This is a genomic window from Enterobacter sp. HSTU-ASh6 (assembly GCF_026319105.1).
GTDB lineage: Bacteria > Pseudomonadota > Gammaproteobacteria > Enterobacterales > Enterobacteriaceae > Enterobacter > Enterobacter sichuanensis.
The window spans coordinates 23,001-43,005 of the sequence record NZ_WSPD01000004.1 but is presented as its reverse complement, the minus strand read 5'-3'; the positions used below and the strand labels follow the sequence as shown (position 1 = coordinate 43,005).

The following is a 20,005-nucleotide window of genomic DNA, read 5'->3' as shown; positions in this document are numbered from 1 at the left end:
CACATTGAGTGCAAATTGTTATATCGTGACATTTAATTCCGCTTTGCTAGACTCGATGCCAGTAAGCCATTTATTGAGAATAGCAGCGATGAAAAAATTAACCTTACCAAAAGATTTTTTATGGGGTGGTGCCGTTGCCGCTCACCAGGTGGAAGGCGGCTGGAATAAAGGCGGTAAAGGGCCGAGCATTTGTGATGTTCTGACCGGCGGCGCACACGGTGTGCCGCGTGAGATCACCCAGGAGGTGGTGCCGGGTAAATACTACCCCAATCATGAGGCCATCGACTTCCACGGCCACTATAAAGAAGACATCAAGCTGTTCGCCGAGATGGGCTTCAAATGTTTCCGCACCTCCATCGCCTGGACGCGTATCTTCCCGAAAGGTGATGAAACGCAGCCCAACGAAGAAGGGCTGAAGTTTTACGACGACATGTTCGATGAGCTGCTGAAATACAACATCGAACCGGTGATCACCCTCTCCCACTTCGAAATGCCGCTGCACCTGGTGCAGGAGTACGGCAGCTGGACCAACCGTAAAGTGGTCGATTTCTTTGTGCGTTTCGCGGAAGTGGTTTTTGAGCGCTACAAAAACAAGGTCAAATACTGGATGACCTTCAACGAAATCAACAACCAGCGTAACTGGCGTGCACCGCTGTTCGGCTATTGCTGCTCCGGTGTGGTTTATACCGATCACGACAACCCGGAAGAGACCATGTACCAGGTGCTGCATCACCAGTTTGTGGCCAGCGCCCTGGCGGTAAAAGCCGCGCGCCGTATCAACCCGGAGATGAAAGTCGGCTGCATGCTGGCCATGGTGGCGCTCTATCCCTTCTCCTGCAAACCGGAAGACGTGATGTTCGCCCAGGAATCGATGCGCGAGCGCTATGTCTTTACCGACGTCCAGCTTCGCGGTTACTACCCGTCTTACGTGCTGAATGAGTGGGAGCGTCGTGGCTTCTCCATCAGGATGGAGCCAGGTGACGAACAGATCCTGCGTGAAGGTACCTGCGACTACTTAGGCTTCAGCTACTACATGACCAACGCGGTCAAAGCGGAAGGCGGCACCGGAGATGCGATTTCGGGCTTTGAAGGCAGCGTGCCAAACCCGCACGTCAAGGCCTCCGACTGGGGCTGGCAGATTGATCCGGTGGGCCTGCGCTATTCGCTGTGCGAACTGTACGAGCGTTACCAGAAGCCGCTGTTTATTGTGGAAAACGGCTTCGGCGCTTACGATAAAGTCGAAGAAGACGGCAGCATCAACGACGACTATCGCATCGACTACCTGCGCGCTCACGTGGAAGAGATGATCAAAGCCGTAACCCATGATGGCGTGGATCTGATGGGCTACACGCCGTGGGGCTGTATCGACTGCGTGTCGTTCACCACCGGCCAGTACAGCAAGCGCTACGGCTTTATCTATGTGAACAAACACGACGACGGTACGGGCGACATGTCGCGCTCCCGTAAGAAAAGCTTCGAGTGGTATAGAGGCGTGATTGCCAGCAACGGCGAGAAACTCTAACTCCGTAACGCCGGGCGGCGCTACGATTGATCCCCTCTCCCCTTTGGGGAGAGGGTTAGGGTGAGGGGTTATTTCCCGCCCGCCAACTCTATAAAACTCCCCGTCACGTACGACGCCTTCTCGCTCAGCAGCCAGACAATCGCCTGGGCCACCTCTTCCGGCTGCCCGCCGCGCTGCATCGGCAGTAACGATTTCACCCGGTCCACGCGGCCCGGTTCCCCGCCTGAGGCATGGATATCGGTATAAATCAGCCCCGGTCGTACACAGTTTACGCGAATACCCTGCGCCGCTACCTCCAGCGCTAAGCCGGTGGTCAGAGAGTCAACCGCTCCCTTGGACGCGGCATAATCCACATATTCGCCTGGCGCACCGAGTCGGGACGCCGCTGACGAGACATTCACTATCGCCCCGCCCTTGCCGCCATGTTTAAAAGACATGCGCTTGACCGCCTCCCGGCAGCAGAGGAAGTAACCCGTGACGTTAGTTGCCAGTACGCGGTTAATGCGCTCTGCGGACAAATTCTCGATAGTCGATTGTTCAAACAGGATCCCCGCATTATTGACCAGCGCGGTAAGCGGCTCGCCATCACGATCGAGGCTGTCAAACATCGCCAGCACCTGAGCTTCATCGCTGATGTCTGCGCGAACGGCAAAGGCTTTCCCTCCGGCATTGACAATCTGGTTGATAACGTCCGTCGCGGCCTTGATGTTGTGATGATAATTTACCGCCACGGTATAGCCTTCGCGTGCCAGCTGCAGCGCGGTGGCTTTCCCAATGCCGCGGCTCGCGCCGGTCACAAGTGCAATGCCCATTCTCTTCTCCCAATAAAAAAGCCGGGTGGCGGCTTCGCCTTACCCGGCTTACATGACTTCACCCGCGCGATTACTGGTATTCGCTCATCGGTACGCAGGAGCAGAACAGGTTACGGTCGCCGTACACATCATCCAGACGCTTCACGGTCGGCCAGTATTTGTTTGCCACACCTGCCGGGAAGACCGCCAGCTCGCGGGAATAGCCGTGGTTCCACTCGGCCACCATTTCGTGCTGGGTGTGCGGGGCGTTAACCAGCGGGTTATCTTCCAGCGTCCACTCGCCGTCCTGCACGCGATCGATCTCCATGCGGATGGCCAGCATCGCGTCGATAAAGCGGTCCAGCTCGGCTTTGCTCTCGGACTCCGTTGGCTCCACCATCAGCGTACCCGCTACCGGGAACGACATGGTTGGCGCGTGGAAGCCGTAGTCAATCAGGCGCTTGGCGATATCCAGCTCACTGATGCCGGTCTGCTCTTTCAGCGGACGAATATCGAGGATGCACTCGTGCGCCACGCGACCGTCACGGCCGGTATAGAGCACCGGGAAGGCCGACTTCAGGCGAGTCGCGATGTAGTTGGCATTCAGGATCGCCACCTGGCTTGCTTTTTTCAACCCTTCCGCGCCCATCATGCGAATATACATCCAGCTGATTGGCAGGATTGAAGCGCTGCCGAACGGTGCGGCAGAGACCGCCCCCTGACGGGTCAGCATGCCTTCGATCTGCACGACGCTGTGGCCTGGGACAAACGGCGCCAGGTGCGCTTTCACACCGATTGGCCCCATGCCCGGACCGCCACCGCCGTGCGGGATGCAGAAGGTCTTGTGCAGGTTCAGGTGCGACACGTCCGCGCCGATAAAGCCCGGAGAAGTAATGCCTACCTGAGCATTCATATTCGCCCCGTCGAGGTATACCTGACCGCCGAACTGATGCACCACTTCGCACACTTCGCGGATGGTCTCTTCGTACACGCCGTGGGTGGACGGATAGGTCACCATGATGCAGGAGAGCTTGTCGCCAGCCTGCTCGGCTTTCGCACGCAGGTCGGCCAAATCGATGTTGCCGTTCTTATCACACGCCACGACCACCACTTCCATGCCCGCCATCTGAGCGGAGGCCGGGTTGGTACCATGTGCGGAGCTTGGGATCAGGCAGATATCGCGGTGCCCTTCGTTGCGGCTTTCGTGATAATGACGGATGGCCAGCAGGCCCGCGTATTCACCCTGCGCACCGGAGTTCGGCTGCATGCAGAGCGCGTCGTAACCGGTCAGCTTCACCAGCCAGTCGGAAAGCTGATTGATCATCATATGATAGCCTTCCGCCTGCTCTGGCGGGCAGAACGGGTGCAGCTCGGAAAACTCAGGCCAGGTGATTGGGATCATCTCTGCCGCGGCGTTCAGCTTCATGGTGCAGGAGCCCAGCGGGATCATCGCCTGATTCAGCGCCAGATCTTTGCGTTCCAGAGAGTGCATGTAACGCATCATCTCGGTTTCGCTGTGGTAGCGATTAAAGACCGGGTGCGTCAGGATCGCGTCGTTACGCAGCATGCTGTCCTGAATGGAGCGGCTGTCGAGCGCAACCTCTTTGTCGAGCGCGTCAATGTCCAGACCGTGCGCGTCACCCAGCAGCACGTTGAACAGGTTGAGAATATCGTCGCGGGTGGTGCTTTCATCCAGCGTAATGCCGACGGCGTTGTGGATGTCGCTGCGCAGGTTGATCTCTGCGGCATTCGCGCGAGCCAGCACTGCCGCTTTATCCGCCACGTCCACACACAGCGTGTCGAAGTAGTGGGCATGGCGCAGTTTGAGGCCTTTCTGCTGCAGGCCGCAGGCCAGAATATCGGCCAGACGGTGAATGCGGCTGGCAATGCGTTTCAGGCCAGCCGGGCCGTGGAACACGGCGTACAGGCTGGCGATGTTGGCCAGCAGCACCTGCGAAGTACAAATGTTGGAGTTCGCTTTCTCGCGGCGGATATGCTGCTCGCGAGTCTGCATCGCCATGCGCAGCGCGGTGTTACCGGCAGCGTCTTTTGAGACGCCGATGATACGGCCAGGCATGGAGCGTTTGAATTCATCTTTAGCGCCGAAGAACGCCGCATGCGGACCGCCGTAGCCCATCGGCACGCCGAAGCGCTGTGCAGAGCCGAAGACAATATCCGCGCCCTGTTTACCCGGGGCCGTCAGCAGCACCAGCGCCATAAAATCAGCAGCAACGCTGACCACCACTTTACGGGATTTCAGCTCGGCAATCAGTGCGCCGTAGTCGTGAACTTCACCGGTGGTCCCCACCTGCTGCAGCAGCACGCCGAAGACGTCCTGGTGATCCAGTACTTTATCAGCGTCGTCGACAATCACGTCAAAGCCGAAGGTTTCCGCTCGGGTACGCACCACGTCCAGCGTCTGCGGATGAACGTCCGCCGCCACGAAGAAACGGTTAGCATTTTTCAGCTTGCTGACGCGTTTCGCCATCGCCATGGCTTCGGCAGCCGCGGTAGCTTCATCCAGCAGAGACGCGGAAGCGATGTCCATTCCGGTCAGATCCAGCGTCACCTGCTGGAAGTTCAGCAGCGCTTCCAGGCGCCCCTGAGAGACTTCTGGCTGATACGGGGTATAGGCGGTGTACCAGCCCGGGTTTTCCAGCATGTTGCGCAGGATGACCGGCGGCAACTGCACGTTGGTGTAGCCCATGCCAATGTAAGACTTAAAGCGCTTGTTGAGGCCGGCGATAGCCTTCAGCTCCGCCAGTGCGGCAAATTCCGTGGTGGCTTCACCCACCTGAGGCGGTGTGGCAAGCTGGATGTCTTTTGGCACAATCTGGCCGATCAGTGCGTCTAATGAATCCGCGCCAACCGTCTTCAGCATCTCCTGCTGTTGCTGAGCATCCGGCCCAATGTGACGTTCAATGAAGGCGCCACGGTTTTCAAGCTGGCTTAAAGTCTGTGTCATGAGCGATGGTTCCTGAAACGTGCAGTGAATGTGTTTTCTCCCTCTCCCTAAGGGAGAGGGATAATGGCTTACTCGTCTTCTAACAGGGCTTCGTACGCGGTCGCATCCAGCAGCGCGGCAACCTGCGATTCGTCGCTGGCTTTGATCTTGAAGATCCAGCCTTCGCCATAAGGCTCGCTGTTGACCAGCTCCGGGGAGTCGTTCAGCGCGTCGTTGACGGCGACAATTTCACCGCTTACCGGTGCGTAGATATCGGATGCCGCTTTGACGGACTCTGCCACGGCGCAGTCGTCGCCCGCGCTCACGGTTGCGCCGACTTCAGGCAGGTCAACAAACACCATGTCGCCCAGCAGCTCTTGCGCATGCTCGGTGATCCCGACGGTGTAAGTGCCGTCCGCCTCTTTGCGCAGCCACTCGTGTTCTTTGCTGTATTTCAGTTCTGCTGGCACATTGCTCATTGAAGTTCTCCTGATAAAAATAGTTAGGCGACCGGCTTACCGGCGCGAACAAAAATCGGTTTGGTCACGTTGACCGGCATTTCGCGGTTGCGGATTTGCACTACCGCCGTTTCGCCAATGCCTGCCGGCACGCGTGCCAGTGCAATACTGTAGCCCAGCGTCGGGGAGAAGGTTCCGCTGGTGATCACGCCTTCGCGAGGATTACCGTCAGCATCGGTAAAACGTACAGGCAGCTCGCCGCGCAGTACGCCTTTTTCCTTCATCACCAGGCCAACCAGCTGTTCAGTGCCCTTCTCGCGCTGCATCTCCAGCGCTTCACGGCCAATAAAGTCACGGTCAGCCGGTTCCCATGCGATGGTCCAGCCCATGTTAGCGGCCAGCGGAGAGACGCCTTCATCCATCTCCTGACCGTAGAGGTTCATGCCTGCCTCCAGGCGCAGCGTATCGCGCGCGCCAAGGCCAGCCGGCTTCACGCCCGCTTCCACCAGCGCACGCCAGAAATCAGCGGCCTTCTCATTCGGCATCGCAATTTCGTAGCCCGCTTCGCCGGTGTAGCCGGTGGTGGCGATAAACAGATCGCCCGCCTGCACGCCGAAGAACGGCTTCATGCCTTCAGTGGCTTTACGCTGCTCATCGTTGAACAGAGACGCGGCTTTCGCCTGCGCGTTCGGCCCCTGCACGGCAATCAGTGACAGATCGTCACGGACGGTGATGTCGATGGCATACGGTTCGGCGTGTTGGGTGATCCAGGAGAGGTCTTTTTCGCGGGTGGCAGAGTTTACAACGAGGCGGAAGAAATCTTCGGTGAAGTAATAGACGATAAGGTCATCAATCACGCCGCCAGAGGCATTCAGCATGCCGGTATAGAGCGCTTTACCCGGCGTTTTTAGTTTGGCGACGTCGTTTGCCAGCAGATAACGCAAAAACTCCCGGGTGCGGCTACCGTGCAGATCGACAATCGTCATGTGGGACACGTCGAACATACCGGCATCGGTGCGCACCGCGTGGTGCTCATCAATCTGCGAGCCGTAGTGCAGCGGCATCATCCAGCCGTGGAAGTCCACCATGCGGGCGCCGCATAACACGTGCTGTTCGTACAAAGGAGTCTGTTGAGCCATCTTGTCCTCGTTGAAAAATTCACCGTGAAACCCGGTATCGGCCCCGTTATCAGGCCCGACGCAAACGTTCTCTTTTACCTGAACTTACCACCGAAACCGGCGGTTAACCATAAGGTAAAACGGGTCATCACATTAGCTTATGACCAAAAAACGCTGAAAAGCCTACAGAGTTATTCACTGGAAAAATGCGATTAACCCCGCACAAAATTAACATCACGCTAACAGGATTTAGCACATGGTGATATTTCATGCGGAAAAACGGGCTGAATTTCCGTAACCAGAAAAACGCGGCATTAGATTATCTAATGCGAAAAATGGCGTGAAATTAGAATATTTCAAACGAGGAAATTTCCCCGGCGCAGAGGCCGGGAAAATAAAGTGTGACGGGGGTCTAAATTAGCGTAGCCAGTCCGGCAGGTCGTTCAGACCCATCGCCTGACGAAGGAGTTGGGGTTTAACACCCGGAAGGGTATCGGCAAGCTTGAGGCCAATGTCGCGCAGCAGTTTTTTCGCCGGATTGGCACCGGCAAACAGTTCGCGGAAGCCCTGCATACCCGCCAGCATCACCGCCGCGCTGTGCTTGCGGCTGCGTTCGTAGCGACGCAGATAGAGATGCTGACCGATATCTTTCCCTTCGCGATGCAAACGACGCAGCTCTTCTACCAGCTCTGCCGCGTCCATAAAGCCAAGGTTAACCCCCTGCCCGGCCAGCGGATGAATGGTATGCGCTGCATCCCCCACCAGCGCCAGACGGTGCGCCGCAAACTGGCGCGCGTAACGGCCAGTTAGCGGGAACACCTGCCGCTCGCTCTCAAGCGAGCACAGGCCAAGGCGGTTATCAAACGCCACGCACAGCGCCTGGTTAAAGGCATCCGGCGTCGCCTCATGCATCTGCCGGGCTTTCTCCGGCACCAGCGACCAGACAATCGAGCACAGGTGCGGATCGGCAAGCGGCAGGAACGCCAGTATGCCGTCGTTGTGGAAAATCTGCCGCGCCACGCCGCCGTGCGGCTCTTCGGTGCGGATCGTCGCGACCAGCGCGTGATGACGGTAATCCCAGAAGGTCAGTGGGATATCGGCTTTATTACGCAGCCAGGAGTTCGCCCCGTCAGCCCCCACCACCAGACGCGCGGTCAGCATGTCGCCGCTTTGCAGGGTGATAAACGCCTCGTTTTCCCCCCACGCCACCTGCTGGATTTGCGCGGGTGCCATCAGGGTGACATCGCTACAGGACTGCGCTTTTTGCCACAGCGCATGATGAATAACGGCATTCTCAATAATGTGGCCAAGGTGGCTGTAGCCCATGCTTTCATCATCAAAAGCAATATGACCAAAGCTGTCTTTGTCCCAAACTTCCATGCCGTGATAGCAGCTGGCGCGCTGCGCCACGATATCCGACCAGACGCCAAGGTGCGTCAGCAGCTTTTCGCTGGCCGCATTGATTGCCGAGACGCGCAGTTCCGGCGGCGCATCCTGGGCTACCGGCTGGGGCTGCTTTTGTTCCAGCACCGCCACGCGCAGGCCGCTGCCCTGTAAACCACAGGCCAGCGCCAGTCCAACCATACCGCCGCCAACGATAGCGACATCAACATTTTGCACGGTGATAACTCCTTAACGCGCGACCCAACCAAGAGTCCGCTGCGCCAGCACGTCACGTGCCGGTATGAATAGTTCCATCGCCATCAGCCCGAGGTTGCGGCCCGCAACCAGCGGCGCCCAGCGATTGGCAAACAGATGAACCAGGCCATCGGTGACACCGATTGTCGCCTCTTTATCCGCCTGGCGTCGTTTCTGGTAATGGCTGAGCACCTGATATGCGCCACAGTCTTTTTGCTCGCCCCACGCCTGCGAAAGCGTTTCTGCCAGACTCATCACGTCGCGTAACCCAAGGTTGAAGCCTTGCCCCGCAATGGGGTGCAGCGTCTGCGCGGCATTACCGACCAGCGCCAGACGATGGGAGATGGACTGCGACGCGGTGGTTAATGAAAGAGGATATACCGTCCGCTTGCCGGCATGGGTAATGCGCCCCAGCCGCCAGCCAAACGCCTTTTGCAGCTCGGTACAAAAACGTTCGTCTGACCAGGCCTTAACCTCTTCCGTCTTATCCTGCGGGTGACACCAGACCAGAGAACAGCGACCGTTCGACATCGGCAGCATCGCCAGCGGACCATGCTGCGTAAAGCGTTCAAACGCCCTGCCGTTGTGTTCTGCAGCCGTTGAGACGTTGGCGATAACCGCCACCTGCCCGTAAGGCTGCTGGCGCCACTCCACGCCACACTGGGTGCCGAGCGCCGAGCGCGAACCGTCTGCGGCGACCAGCAGTTGGCCATCCAGCACGGTGCCGTTTTCCAGCGTCACGCTGACCGACGCTTCACTGCGGCTTACGCTTGCCACGCGTGCCGGACAATGCAGCGTCACGCCCGGCGCATCCTGAAGCAGGCGGAACAGACGTAAACCCACATCGTGTAGCTCAACGACCTGACCCAGGGCATCAATACGGTAATCCTGCGCCTCCAGCGTGACAAAGCCAGCATGGCCGCGATCGCTAACGTGAACGGTACCGATCGCCGTGGCACGGTCGGCTATCGCCTGCCAGATACCAATACGCGCAAGCTGCTGACAGGTTCCCTGCGCCAGCGCAATGGCGCGGGCATCAAAACCGGGGTGATTCGACGCCTCTGGCGCAACGGCTTCCACCAGGTGCACCGGAAGCTGGCCCTGCGTCAAATGCGAAATGGCCAGCGCCAGCGTGGCCCCGGTCATGCCGCCGCCCACGATGATCACGCTCATGCGCGCGCCGCTGCCATCAGCGCCTCGATATCGTCAGCGTTTTTCACGACACTCGCGGTCAGGTTTTCATTACCGGTTTCGGTAATGACAATGTCGTCTTCAATACGAATGCCAATCCCGCGGTATTCTTCAGGCACGTCGGCATCCGGCGCGATATATAACCCCGGCTCCACGGTTAATACCATGCCCGGCTCCAGCACGCGCGAACGGTCGGCGCCATACGCACCAACGTCATGGACATCCAGCCCCAGCCAGTGGCTCAGGCCGTGCATGAAGTACGGTCGATGCGCATTTTCAGCAATCAGGGTCTCCACATCCCCTTTCAGGATCCCGAGCCTGACCAGACCGGTAATCATGATGCGTACCACTTCGCCGGTGACTTCCTGCATGGAGGTCCCCGGGCGATACAGGTTGAGCGCCGTCTCAAGGGATTCCAGCACGATGTCGTAAATAGCGCGCTGTGCCGGTGAAAATTTACCGTTCACCGGGAAGGTGCGGGTGATATCCCCCGCGTAGCCCTGATATTCGCAACCAGCATCGATAAGCACCAGATCGCCATCACGCAGCGCGCTTTCGTTTTCGGTGTAGTGCAGAATGCAGCCGTTTTCCCCGCCGCCAACAATGGTGTTGTAAGAGGGATAACGCGCGCCGTGACGGTTAAATTCGTGGTGAATTTCGCCTTCCAGCTGATATTCGAACATCCCGGGACGGCACTTCTCCATGGCGCGGGTGTGCGCCAGGGCGCTGATTTCGCCCGCACGGCGCATCACGTTCAGCTCTTCTTCAGATTTGAACAGACGCATCTCATGCACCACCGGACGCCAGTCCGTGAGTGTAGCGGGCGCGGAGAGGTTCTGCCGCGAGCCTTTGCGCAGCTTATCCAGCGCGGTGAAAACAATCTCATCGGCGTACGCATATTCGCCCTGCGCGTGATAGAGCACGTCGAGGCCGTTAAGCAACTGGTAGAGCTGCTGGTTGATTTCGCTAAACGCCAGCGCACGATCAACGCCCAGTTTTTCCGGTGCGGCCTCCTGCCCTAAGCGGCGACCAAACCAGATTTCGGCCGTCAGATCGCGCACGCGGTTAAAAATCACGCTGTGGTTGTGAGTGTCATTGCTCTTAATCAGCACCAGTACCGCTTCCGGCTCGTTAAAGCCGGTGAAGTACCAGAAATCGCTGCTCTGGCGATAGGGATATTCGCTGTCGGCGCTGCGCGTCACTTCGGGTGCAGCGAAAATCAGCGCGGCGCTGCCCGGCTGCATTTTTGCCAGCAGCGCCTGACGGCGGCGCGAATACTCTTGACTCGAGATAACCATGACACCCTCCTGTGCGTTATTTTTCTTAATGTAAGGTTGGCTTGCGGACTTCCGGCGCGGTCGGCTGTGAGCGCGTAAAGTTGTCATGGCACAGCAGTGCCGCCACGCGCACGTACTCGATGATCTCTTCGAGAGACATTTCCAGCTCTTCCTGGTCTTCGTCCTCATCGTAGCCAAGCTGGGCAATGTTGCGCAGATCGTCAATCGCTTCACCCGCTTCGCCGGTTACTTTATCCAGTTTAGGCTGCGTGACGCCCAGCCCCAGCAGATAATGATTTACCCAACCCGCCAGCGCATCGGCGCGATCGAACACGCTGACGTCGTCGCCTTCAGGCAGATAAAGCTGAAAAAGGAAGCCATCGTCTTCCAGCGAATCGCTGATGGCGGCATGCATTTTACGCAGCGCTTCCGCCAGCTCGTGACCAAACGCCAGCCCTTCATTCGTGAGGTCGTGGATCAGCGGCTGCCATGAGCTGTCGCTGTTTCCGCCGCACAGCATGCCACTGATCAGACCGTGCATTTCGGCAGGGGTTAAACCGACTCCCTGCTGGTTCAGTAACTGGTTTAAATCCTTGTAACCAGGCATTTCGTTCTGTATAGACATGCGCATTCGTCATCATTGGGGGGAAGTTTCATGATATGCTACCACTTTGGACCCTGGTGATACCAGAAAAGGGCTTGTATCTTCACATCAGGGTAGCTATAGTGTCGCCCCTTCGCAGCCCCCGGGGCATCAGGCGAAGGCAGCGCAGTCAATCAGCAGGAAGGTGGCATGTCTGCACAACCCGTCGATCTCCAGATTTTTGGCCGTTCACTGCGAGTGAATTGTCCGCCTGAACAAAGGGATGCTTTGAATCAGGCCGCGGACGATTTGAATCAGCGGTTGCAAGATCTAAAAGAACGCACTAGAGTCACAAATACTGAGCAGCTGGTTTTCATCGCCGCGTTGAACATCAGCTATGAACTGACTCAGGAAAAAGCGAAAACCCGCGACTACGCGGCAAGCATGGAGCAGCGCATTAAAATGCTCCAGCAGACCATTGAACAGGCATTGCTTGATCAGGGTCGCAATCCCGAAAGACCGGGACCAAAGTTTGAATAACACTTCTCAGTTGACTATGGTAGAGTAACTGTGAAGACAAAATTTCTCTGAGATGTTCGCAAGCGGGCCAGTCCCCTGAGCCGATATTTCATACCACAAGAATGTGGCGCTCCATGGTTGGTGAGCATGCTCGGTCCGTCCGAGAAGCCTTAAAACTATGACGACACATTCACCTTGAACCAAGGGTTCAAGGGTTACAGCCTGCGGCGGCATCTCGGAGATTCCCTCTCTTTTCTTCTACCGACTACCATGACTCAATTCCCTGAAGTTTCTGCCTCACGCCAGGATATTCGTCAGCTTATTCGTCAACGCCGTCGTGCGTTAACCTCAGAACAGCAAGCGCATTTTGCTCAACAGGCCGCCGCTCGCATGATGGCGTATCCCCCTGTTGTGATGGCGCATACGGTCGCACTGTTTCTGTCGTTTGATGGTGAACTGGATACCCAACCGCTCATCGAGCAACTCTGGCGAGCCGGGAAGAAGGTCTATCTGCCGGTGCTGCATCCGTTTAGCAAAGGAAACCTGCTGTTTCTGCACTACCACCCGCACAGCGAGCTGGTGGTGAATCGTCTGAAAATCACAGAACCCAAACTCGACGTGCGCGACGTGCTGCCGCTTGCCGAACTGGATGTGCTGGTCACGCCGCTGGTGGCGTTTGATGAACAGGGTCAGCGTTTGGGCATGGGCGGCGGTTTTTACGACCGGACGCTGCAAAACTGGCAGCAATACGGTTTACAGCCGGTGGGTTACGCGCATGATTGTCAGGCGGTGGAATCTTTGCCGGTCGAGAAGTGGGATGTGCCGTTGCCGGCGGTAGTAACGCCCAGTAAAACCTGGACCTGGTAGAATAAAGCCGGGTGGCGCTTACGCTTACCCGGCCTACATAAATCCTCGAACTTTGTAGGTCGGGTAAGCGTAAGCGCCACCCGACACACAGCCCGCACTATCAATAAAGAAGACGTGCGCGAATCGTCCCTGGAATCGCCTTCATGCTCTGCAGCGCTTTCTCGGCAACATCTTCATCCGCTTCGATATCGATAACCACGTAGCCCATCTGCGAATTGGTTTGCAGATACTGCGCAGCGATGTTGACGCTCTGCTCAGCAAAGATCTGGTTGATGGCAGTCAGCACGCCTGGACGGTTTTCGTGAATGTGCAGCAGACGACGGCCGCCGTGCAGCGGCAGAGACACTTCCGGGAAGTTAACGGCGGAGAGCGTCGAGCCGTTGTCGGAGTATTTGCTCAGTTTACCCGCCACTTCCAGACCGATGTTCTCCTGCGCTTCCTGAGTCGAACCGCCGATGTGCGGCGTCAGGATCACGTTATCGAACTCGCACAACGGAGAGTTAAACGGATCGCTGTTGGTCGCAGGCTCAGTCGGGAAGACGTCAATCGCGGCACCTGCCAGATGTTTGCGTTTTAGCGCATCACACAGGGCAGGAATGTCGACAACCGTACCGCGCGCGGCGTTGATCAGCAGTGAACCCGGCTTCATCAGCGCCAGTTCTTCCGCACCCATCATGTTTTTGGTGGAGGCGTTTTCCGGCACATGCAGGCTGACCACATCGCTCATGTTCAGCAGGTCGGAGAGATGTTGAACCTGAGTGGCGTTACCCAGCGGCAGTTTGCTTTCAATGTCATAAAAGTAAACGTGCATCCCCAGAGATTCCGCCAGAATCCCGAGTTGAGTACCGATGTGGCCATAACCAATGATACCCAGTTTCTTACCACGGGCTTCGTATGAACCTGTAGCCAGTTTGTTCCAGACGCCACGGTGCGCTTTGGCGTTAGCCTCCGGGATACCGCGCAGCAACAGCAGCAATTCGCCAATCACTAACTCCGCCACGGAACGGGTGTTGGAGAAAGGTGCGTTGAATACAGGAATACCGCGCTTAGCGGCGGCGTTCAGGTCAACCTGGTTGGTACCGATGCAGAAACAACCGATGGCAACCAGCTTTTCCGCCGCGGCAATCACATCTTCAGTCAGGTGGGTACGGGATCGCAGGCCAATGAAGTGAGCATCCCGGATGGCTACTTTCAGCTCTTCGGTATCCAGCGCGCCTTTATGGAATTCGATGTTGGTGTAACCTGCCGCACGAAGGCTATCGAGTGCTTTCTGATGCACACCCTCGACCAGCAGGAATTTAATCTTGTCTTTCTCCAGTGATACCTTTGCCATTTACCCGACCCTGTATTTTATCTGAACTGATGTTGTGCTGGATTGAAATCCGCTCTAGCCAACATATCAAAAAAAACTATTGCAGCAATATGAACGTTTGCGTCGGCACTCTGAAGAAAAGTCATACAGGGCGAAATGACAGAGGAAAATGCTGCGGAATTTTACGTACGTGGCAGGATCGGCAAACGAGGCGTAAAAACGTGACACAAGTCACCGAATTTAGCTTTTCAAAAATTTTTTAGCGGGGGGTGAGCGCCCCCCGTCAGATCATTTTACGATGGTTTTCACACCGTCAGCCGTACCAATCAGCGCCACATCCGCGCCACGGTTGGCAAATAACCCTACAGTGACAACGCCCGGAATGCCATTGATGGCGTTTTCCAGCGCAATCGCGTCGAGAATTTCCAGACCGTGAACGTCGAGGATCACGTTGCCGTTATCGGTCACTACGCCCTGGCGATATTCCGGACGTCCACCCAGTTTGACCAGTTCACGCGCCACGGCGCTGCGTGCCATCGGGATCACTTCAACCGGCAGCGGGAATTTACCCAGAATATCGACCTGCTTGGACGCATCAGCGATGCAGATGAACTTATCCGCAACGGAGGCGATGATTTTTTCACGGGTCAGCGCCGCGCCGCCGCCTTTGATCATCTGCATATGGCCGTTGATCTCATCCGCGCCATCAACGTAAATGCCCAGACGATCAACGTCGTTTAGATCGAAAACGGTAATGCCGAGGCTTTTCAGCTTTTCCGTGGAAGCATCAGAGCTGGACACAGCCCCCTCAATCTGCCCTTTCATCGTGCCCAGCGCATCGATAAAGTGCGCCGCCGTCGACCCGGTACCAACACCGACAATGGTGCCCGGTTGTACGTACTGGAGAGCGGCCCATCCTACTGCTTTTTTCAGTTCATCCTGCGTCATGATCGTTTTGCCTGTGGTGTGAAAACTCAGGGCGCATTATAGAACACGTCGAATGGAATTCGTCTGCCACGAAGGGAAAATTGTGTCATAGTGCAGAATAAGCAAAATTAAGGAGCCAGCCAGAGCAATGAAACGTCCGGACTACAGAACACTACAGGCACTTGATGCAGTTATTCGTGAACGAGGTTTTGAGCGCGCGGCGCAAAAGCTTTGCATCACGCAGTCCGCCGTATCGCAGCGTATCAAACAGCTCGAAAATATGTTCGGCCAGCCACTGCTGGTGCGTACCGTGCCGCCTCGCCCAACGGAGCAAGGACAAAAGCTCCTCGCCCTGCTGCGTCAGGTTGAGCTGCTGGAAGATGAGTGGCTGGGTGACGAACAAACGGGCTCTACGCCGCTGCTGCTCTCTCTGGCGGTTAACGCCGACAGTCTGGCAACCTGGCTGCTGCCGGCCCTTGCGCCAGTATTAGCGGACTCCCCTATCCGCCTGAATTTGCAGGTTGAAGATGAGACCCGTACCCAGGAGCGCCTGCGTCGTGGTGAAGTGGTCGGGGCGGTCAGTATTCAGCCTCAGGCGCTTCCTAGCTGTCTTGTCGATCAACTGGGTGCGCTGGATTACCTGTTTGTGGGTTCAAAAGCCTTTGCCGAGCGCTATTTCCCCAACGGCGTGACCCGCGCCGCGCTGCTGAAAGCGCCTGCCGTGGCGTTCGACCATCTGGACGATATGCATCAGGCGTTCCTGCAGCAAAACTTTGACCTGCCGCCGGGCAGCGTGCCGTGTCATATCGTTAACTCATCGGAAGCCTTCGTGCAGCTTGCACGTCAGGGCACGACCTGCTGCATGATCCCGCATCTGCAGATTGAGAAAGAGTTGAAAAGCGGTGAGCTGATTGATTTGACGCCGGGGCTGTATCAGCGCCGGATGCTCTACTGGCACCGTTTTGCGCCAGAAAGCCGCATGATGCGCAACGTCACCGACGCGCTGCTGGCCTACGGGCATAAGGTGTTGCGACAGGATTAAAAGAAAAGCCGGGTGGCGGCTACGCCTTACCCGGCCTGTTGATTATTGTGCAGGTTTCGGCTGTGCTGCAACGGGTTCCAGCTGGAACACCACATCAACCTGATCGTCAAACTGGATCGTCGGCTGCTCGTAAGTTTCCTGAGCGGATACCGGCGCCGCATCGGCTTTCATCATTCGCACCATCGGGCTTGGCTGGTAGTTAGAGACGTGGTAACGCACGCTGTATACCGGGCCGAGCTTGCTGTTAAAGCCGGCAGCCAGCTGCTGCGCCTGGTGCATTGCGTCATCAATTGCCGCTTTACGTGCCTGGTCTTTGTATTTCTCCGGTTGCGCAACGCCCAGAGACACGGAACGAATTTCGTTGAGTCCCGCCTTCAGCGCGCCATCCAGCAAAGCGTTCAGCTTATCCAGCTGACGGACGGTCACTTCAACGGTACGCACGGCACGGTAACCCTTCAGGATACTTTTGCCATTCTGGTAGTCGTAATCGGGTTGAGTACGCAGGTTAGCGGAGTTGATATCTTTTTTACCGACACCGTTCTGCTCAAGGAAAGAGAGGTATTGCGCAACGCGATCGTCAGCCTGCTTCTTGGCAGACGCCGCATCTTTCGCGGCCACATTCACTTCAATTGCCAGCGTTGCAACATCGGGTACCGCATCCACGCTTGCGGTGCCTGACGTGACGATGTGCGGGCCATCCGGCAGTTCACTTGCCTGCACCGACACCGCACCTAAACTTACTAATGCCGCCAGGGCCATCACCTTAAACTTCACTGTCATTCCTCCATGTTGCAAAGAGTGCCCCAACAACAGGGCGCATGCCAGCAAGCTTAGCGCGTCTTGTTCAGTTGTCCATAAGACAAGGCTTAGTTGAACAATTGCTGGACATGGTGAATCCCCTCTTTTGCCAGCTGAAAGGCGATAAACCACATCACCACGCCCACCAGCGTGTTGATGATCCGCTGCGCTTTGGCCGTACGCAGACGAGGGGCCAGCCAGGCCGCCAGAATCGCGAGCCCGAAGAACCAGAGGAAAGAGGCGCTTACCGTACCGAGCGCAAACCAGCGTTTAGGTTCAACGTCCAGCTGTCCGCCCAGGCTGCCCAGCACCACGAAGGTATCAAGATAAACATGCGGGTTAAGCCAGGTCACCGCCAGCATGGTGACGATAATCTTCCATCGCCCCTGCTTCATCACTTCAGCGCTTGCCAGTTCGAGGTTGCTGCTCATGGCCGTTTTCAGCGCGCCGAAACCATACCAGAGCAGAAACGCCACGCCGCCCCAGGTAACCAGCGCCAGCAGCCAGGGAGACTGCATCAGCAGTGCGCTACCGCCAAAAATGCCGGCACAGATCAGCACTAAATCGCTTACCGCGCACAGCAGGGCAATCATCAGATGATACTGGCGGCGGATGCCCTGGTTCATCACAAACGCATTTTGTGGACCGAGGGGAAGGATCATGGCCGCACCTAATGCAAGCCCTTGAAAGTAATACGATAACATGACGATATTCTCACTGTATTGTCCTGGAAGCAGACTATACTGCGCGAATCACATTAGAGGAAATTGATAATATTAATTGGGGATTAGCGGGGCTTATAAAAACTAAAACCCGGTGTCGCGAGCGCGTACCGGGCCTGAGGATGATGTTATTCTGCTTCTTTGACTTTTTTGACGTTGACGTCCATCTGCGGGTACGGGAAGATGATGCCGTTGGCGTCGAAGTCGCGCTTAATACGCTCCAGCACGTCCCAGTAAACGTTTTGCAGATCGCTGCTCTTGCTCCAGATACGGACCACAAAGTTAATAGATGATGACCCCAGTTCGTTCAGACGAACGGTCTGCTCTTTGTCTTTGAGAATGCGATCGTCTGAGGCAATGATGTTGCTAATCAGCGTCTTCACCTGATCGATATCAGAGTCATACGCCACGCTGATTATCAGCTCGTTACGACGCACCGGTTCACGGGAGAAGTTAATGATGTTGCCTGCAATGATTTTCCCGTTCGGCACAACCACGATGCGGCCATCAACGGTACGCAGTGTCGTTGAGAAAATCTGCACCTGCAGCACGGTTCCGGCAATGCCGCCAAGGTCGACGTATTCACCTGAGCGAAACGGGCGGAAGGTTACCAGCAAGACACCTGCCGCCAGGTTCGCCAGCGAGCCCTGCAGTGCCAGACCAATAGCCAGGCCGGCGGCACCGAGCACTGCGATGACGGATGCCGTCTGTACGCCCACGCGCCCCAGGGCTGCAATCAGCGTAAAGGCGATAATGCCGTAGCGCACCAGTGCGGAGAGGAAATCAGCGACCGTAGCGTCAATATGACGAGCCAGCATCACTCGGTTAACCGCATTCGAGACAATACGCGCCACGATCATCCCGACGATAATGATGGCGATCGCCGCGACAATGTTCACGGCATAGCTCAGCAGCAGTGCCTGGTTGCGCACCAGCCAGTTACCGGCGGTATTGATGCTGTCTACAACATCGAGTTGTTCCATTTATTCTTCCTTTTGTTAAACCCAAACATAAAATCCATCCCCCGTGGAGACAGGCAGGTCAGTAAAGGGTAAACAAAAAGCACCGGGTTTGCCAAACAGATCACAAAAACCAGCCCGACAGGCTATTGAAAAAGCATAAAAAAAGGCCCGCATTTGCGGGCCTTCTGATGCTGTTAGCAGCTCTGATTACAGAACGTCGATCGCGTTCAGTTCTTTGAAAGCCTGCTCCAGACGGGTCACCATGGACGTCTGCGCTGCGCGCAGCCATACGCGTGGATCGTAGTATTTCTTGTTCGGCTGGTCTTCGCCTTTCGGGTTGCCCAGCTGGCCCTGCAGGTAAGCTTCGTTCGCTTTGTAGTACTGCAGAATACCGTCCCAGGTTGCCCACTGGGTGTCGGTATCGATGTTCATTTTCACTACGCCGTAGCTTACGGAGTCTTTGATTTCCTGAGCAGAAGAACCGGAACCGCCGTGGAAGACGAAGTTCAGGCTGTTGTGCGGCAGGTTGTGTTTCTTGGACACGTATTCCTGAGAGTCACGCAGAATGGTCGGGGTCAGAACCACGTTACCTGGTTTGTAAACGCCGTGTACGTTACCGAAGGACGCTGCAATGGTGAAGCGTGGGCTGATTTTGCTCAGCTCGGTGTAAGCGTAATCAACGTCTTCTGGCTGAGTGTACAGGGCAGAAGCGTCCATGTGGCTGTTGTCCACGCCGTCTTCTTCACCACCGGTGCAACCCAGTTCGATTTCCAGGGTCATGTCCATTTTGGCCATGCGCGCCAGGTATTTAGAGCAGATTTCGATGTTTTCGTGCAGGGACTCTTCAGACAGGTCGATCATGTGAGAAGAGAACAGTGGCTTACCGGTTGCCGCGAAGTGTTTTTCACCTGCGTCCAGCAGACCGTCGATCCACGGCAGCAGTTTCTTCGCGCAGTGGTCAGTGTGCAGGATAACAGGAACACCGTAGTGTTCAGCCATCTGGTGTACGTGGTGCGCACCAGAGATCGCGCCCAGGATAGCAGCACCCTGAGGAATGTCAGTTTTCACGCCTTTACCCGCGATAAACGCAGCACCGCCGTTAGAGAACTGAACGATAACCGGCGCTTTAACTTTTGCAGCGGTTTCCAGTACGGCGTTGATGGAGTCGGTACCCACGCAGTTAACTGCTGGCAGAGCGAAGTTGTTTTCTTTAGCTACCTGGAACACTTTCTGTACGTCATCACCAGTGATCACGCCAGGTTTTACGAAATCAAAAATTTTAGACATGTTGCTTAGTCCTGTATCTTCGGCCGTTAGAAAAGGTGCGAGCTCTT

At 56.5% G+C, this 20,005-nt stretch carries 18 protein-coding genes and 1 other RNA gene; 5 read left to right on the top strand and 14 right to left on the bottom strand.

The window, feature by feature from the left end:
- Positions 1 to 88 precede the first annotated feature (88 nt).
- Positions 89 to 1,522, top strand: coding sequence for a 6-phospho-beta-glucosidase BglA (gene bglA, locus GM298_RS05830; protein WP_059384951.1), 1,434 nt, complete (start codon positions 89 to 91; stop codon positions 1,520 to 1,522).
- A gap of 68 nt (positions 1,523 to 1,590) precedes the next feature.
- Here bglA and GM298_RS05825 read toward each other — a convergent pair whose 3' ends face one another.
- The 8 genes from GM298_RS05825 to GM298_RS05790 form a co-directional block, all read right to left on the bottom strand.
- A complete protein-coding gene (locus GM298_RS05825) occupies positions 1,591 to 2,334 on the bottom strand; it encodes an SDR family oxidoreductase (RefSeq protein WP_045285852.1) in 744 nt (247 codons plus the stop codon).
- Positions 2,335 to 2,404: 70 nt separating this feature from the next.
- Positions 2,405 to 5,278 carry an aminomethyl-transferring glycine dehydrogenase gene (gcvP, locus tag GM298_RS05820; RefSeq protein WP_259564937.1) on the bottom strand — a complete coding sequence of 958 codons (2,874 nt, stop codon included), beginning with the start codon at positions 5,276 to 5,278 and terminating at the stop codon, positions 2,405 to 2,407.
- A 68-nt stretch (positions 5,279 to 5,346) separates the two neighbouring features.
- Complete coding sequence (gene gcvH, locus GM298_RS05815) at positions 5,347 to 5,736, bottom strand: glycine cleavage system protein GcvH (protein ID WP_025757746.1); 390 nt, start codon at positions 5,734 to 5,736, stop codon at positions 5,347 to 5,349.
- A gap of 23 nt (positions 5,737 to 5,759) precedes the next feature.
- A complete protein-coding gene (gcvT, locus tag GM298_RS05810; protein ID WP_025757745.1) occupies positions 5,760 to 6,854 on the bottom strand; it encodes a glycine cleavage system aminomethyltransferase GcvT in 1,095 nt (364 codons plus the stop codon).
- 396 nt (positions 6,855 to 7,250) lie between these two features.
- Entirely contained in the window at positions 7,251 to 8,453 is a 1,203-nt protein-coding gene (gene ubiI / locus GM298_RS05805) for an FAD-dependent 2-octaprenylphenol hydroxylase (protein WP_266153781.1), read from the bottom strand.
- A 12-nt stretch (positions 8,454 to 8,465) separates the two neighbouring features.
- Positions 8,466 to 9,644 carry a 2-octaprenyl-6-methoxyphenyl hydroxylase gene (ubiH, locus tag GM298_RS05800; protein WP_266153780.1) on the bottom strand — a complete coding sequence of 393 codons (1,179 nt, stop codon included), beginning with the start codon at positions 9,642 to 9,644 and terminating at the stop codon, positions 8,466 to 8,468.
- Complete coding sequence (gene pepP / locus GM298_RS05795; RefSeq protein ID WP_095452450.1) at positions 9,641 to 10,954, bottom strand: Xaa-Pro aminopeptidase; 1,314 nt, start codon at positions 10,952 to 10,954, stop codon at positions 9,641 to 9,643. The genes ubiH and pepP overlap by 4 nt, the downstream gene beginning before the upstream one ends.
- Positions 10,955 to 10,985: 31 nt before the next feature.
- Entirely contained in the window at positions 10,986 to 11,564 is a 579-nt protein-coding gene (locus tag GM298_RS05790; RefSeq protein WP_024906571.1) for a YecA family protein, read from the bottom strand.
- A gap of 168 nt (positions 11,565 to 11,732) precedes the next feature.
- On the opposite strand from GM298_RS05790, the gene zapA reads away from it, so the two are divergent.
- From zapA to GM298_RS05775, 3 genes are all read left to right on the top strand, one after another.
- The gene (gene zapA, locus GM298_RS05785; protein ID WP_006811891.1) at positions 11,733 to 12,062 is read left to right on the top strand and encodes a cell division protein ZapA; all 330 of its coding nucleotides are present in this window, start codon (positions 11,733 to 11,735) and stop codon (positions 12,060 to 12,062) included.
- Between the two features lie 41 nt (positions 12,063 to 12,103).
- Positions 12,104 to 12,287: non-coding RNA, 6S RNA (gene ssrS / locus GM298_RS05780), on the top strand.
- A gap of 24 nt (positions 12,288 to 12,311) precedes the next feature.
- Positions 12,312 to 12,908: a 5-formyltetrahydrofolate cyclo-ligase gene (locus GM298_RS05775; protein WP_095450496.1), complete on the top strand. Its 597-nt coding sequence runs from the start codon at positions 12,312 to 12,314 to the stop codon at positions 12,906 to 12,908.
- A 100-nt stretch (positions 12,909 to 13,008) separates the two neighbouring features.
- Here GM298_RS05775 and serA read toward each other — a convergent pair whose 3' ends face one another.
- Together serA and rpiA are read right to left on the bottom strand one after the other, a co-directional pair.
- On the bottom strand, positions 13,009 to 14,241 hold the full coding sequence (gene serA / locus GM298_RS05770; RefSeq protein WP_045286590.1) for a phosphoglycerate dehydrogenase: 1,233 nt from the start codon (positions 14,239 to 14,241) through the stop codon (positions 13,009 to 13,011).
- A 267-nt stretch (positions 14,242 to 14,508) separates the two neighbouring features.
- Positions 14,509 to 15,168, bottom strand: a complete 660-nt coding sequence (gene rpiA, locus GM298_RS05765; protein ID WP_032672491.1) for a ribose-5-phosphate isomerase RpiA — start codon at positions 15,166 to 15,168, stop codon at positions 14,509 to 14,511.
- A 127-nt stretch (positions 15,169 to 15,295) separates the two neighbouring features.
- Here rpiA and argP point away from each other — a divergent pair, with 127 nt between their 5' ends.
- On the top strand, positions 15,296 to 16,189 hold the full coding sequence (gene argP, locus GM298_RS05760) for a DNA-binding transcriptional regulator ArgP (RefSeq protein WP_008499727.1): 894 nt from the start codon (positions 15,296 to 15,298) through the stop codon (positions 16,187 to 16,189).
- A gap of 42 nt (positions 16,190 to 16,231) precedes the next feature.
- Here argP and GM298_RS05755 read toward each other — a convergent pair whose 3' ends face one another.
- From GM298_RS05755 to fbaA, 4 genes are all read right to left on the bottom strand, one after another.
- A complete protein-coding gene (locus GM298_RS05755; protein ID WP_025757736.1) occupies positions 16,232 to 16,963 on the bottom strand; it encodes an oxidative stress defense protein in 732 nt (243 codons plus the stop codon).
- Between the two features lie 92 nt (positions 16,964 to 17,055).
- Positions 17,056 to 17,691 carry an arginine exporter ArgO gene (gene argO, locus GM298_RS05750; protein WP_128339434.1) on the bottom strand — a complete coding sequence of 212 codons (636 nt, stop codon included), beginning with the start codon at positions 17,689 to 17,691 and terminating at the stop codon, positions 17,056 to 17,058.
- 146 nt (positions 17,692 to 17,837) lie between these two features.
- A complete protein-coding gene (gene mscS / locus GM298_RS05745) occupies positions 17,838 to 18,692 on the bottom strand; it encodes a small-conductance mechanosensitive channel MscS (protein ID WP_266153779.1) in 855 nt (284 codons plus the stop codon).
- A 186-nt stretch (positions 18,693 to 18,878) separates the two neighbouring features.
- A complete protein-coding gene (gene fbaA, locus GM298_RS05740) occupies positions 18,879 to 19,958 on the bottom strand; it encodes a class II fructose-bisphosphate aldolase (protein ID WP_008499731.1) in 1,080 nt (359 codons plus the stop codon).
- Between the last annotated feature and the right edge of the window lie 47 nt (positions 19,959 to 20,005).

What these genes read in the sequence shown, in the direction of transcription:
- bglA (WP_059384951.1), top strand. Translation starts at nt 89, where the DNA reads ATGAAAAAATTAACCTTACCAAAAGATTTTTTATGGGGTGGTGCCGTT.
- GM298_RS05825 (WP_045285852.1), bottom strand. Translation starts at nt 2,334, where the DNA reads ATGGGCATTGCACTTGTGACCGGCGCGAGCCGCGGCATTGGGAAAGCC.
- gcvP (WP_259564937.1), bottom strand. Translation starts at nt 5,278, where the DNA reads ATGACACAGACTTTAAGCCAGCTTGAAAACCGTGGCGCCTTCATTGAA.
- gcvH (WP_025757746.1), bottom strand. Translation starts at nt 5,736, where the DNA reads ATGAGCAATGTGCCAGCAGAACTGAAATACAGCAAAGAACACGAGTGG.
- gcvT (WP_025757745.1), bottom strand. Translation starts at nt 6,854, where the DNA reads ATGGCTCAACAGACTCCTTTGTACGAACAGCACGTGTTATGCGGCGCC.
- ubiH (WP_266153780.1), bottom strand. Translation starts at nt 9,644, where the DNA reads ATGAGCGTGATCATCGTGGGCGGCGGCATGACCGGGGCCACGCTGGCG.
- GM298_RS05790 (WP_024906571.1), bottom strand. Translation starts at nt 11,564, where the DNA reads ATGTCTATACAGAACGAAATGCCTGGTTACAAGGATTTAAACCAGTTA.
- zapA (WP_006811891.1), top strand. Translation starts at nt 11,733, where the DNA reads ATGTCTGCACAACCCGTCGATCTCCAGATTTTTGGCCGTTCACTGCGA.
- GM298_RS05775 (WP_095450496.1), top strand. Translation starts at nt 12,312, where the DNA reads ATGACTCAATTCCCTGAAGTTTCTGCCTCACGCCAGGATATTCGTCAG.
- serA (WP_045286590.1), bottom strand. Translation starts at nt 14,241, where the DNA reads ATGGCAAAGGTATCACTGGAGAAAGACAAGATTAAATTCCTGCTGGTC.
- rpiA (WP_032672491.1), bottom strand. Translation starts at nt 15,168, where the DNA reads ATGACGCAGGATGAACTGAAAAAAGCAGTAGGATGGGCCGCTCTCCAG.
- argP (WP_008499727.1), top strand. Translation starts at nt 15,296, where the DNA reads ATGAAACGTCCGGACTACAGAACACTACAGGCACTTGATGCAGTTATT.
- argO (WP_128339434.1), bottom strand. Translation starts at nt 17,691, where the DNA reads ATGTTATCGTATTACTTTCAAGGGCTTGCATTAGGTGCGGCCATGATC.
- mscS (WP_266153779.1), bottom strand. Translation starts at nt 18,692, where the DNA reads ATGGAACAACTCGATGTTGTAGACAGCATCAATACCGCCGGTAACTGG.
- fbaA (WP_008499731.1), bottom strand. Translation starts at nt 19,958, where the DNA reads ATGTCTAAAATTTTTGATTTCGTAAAACCTGGCGTGATCACTGGTGAT.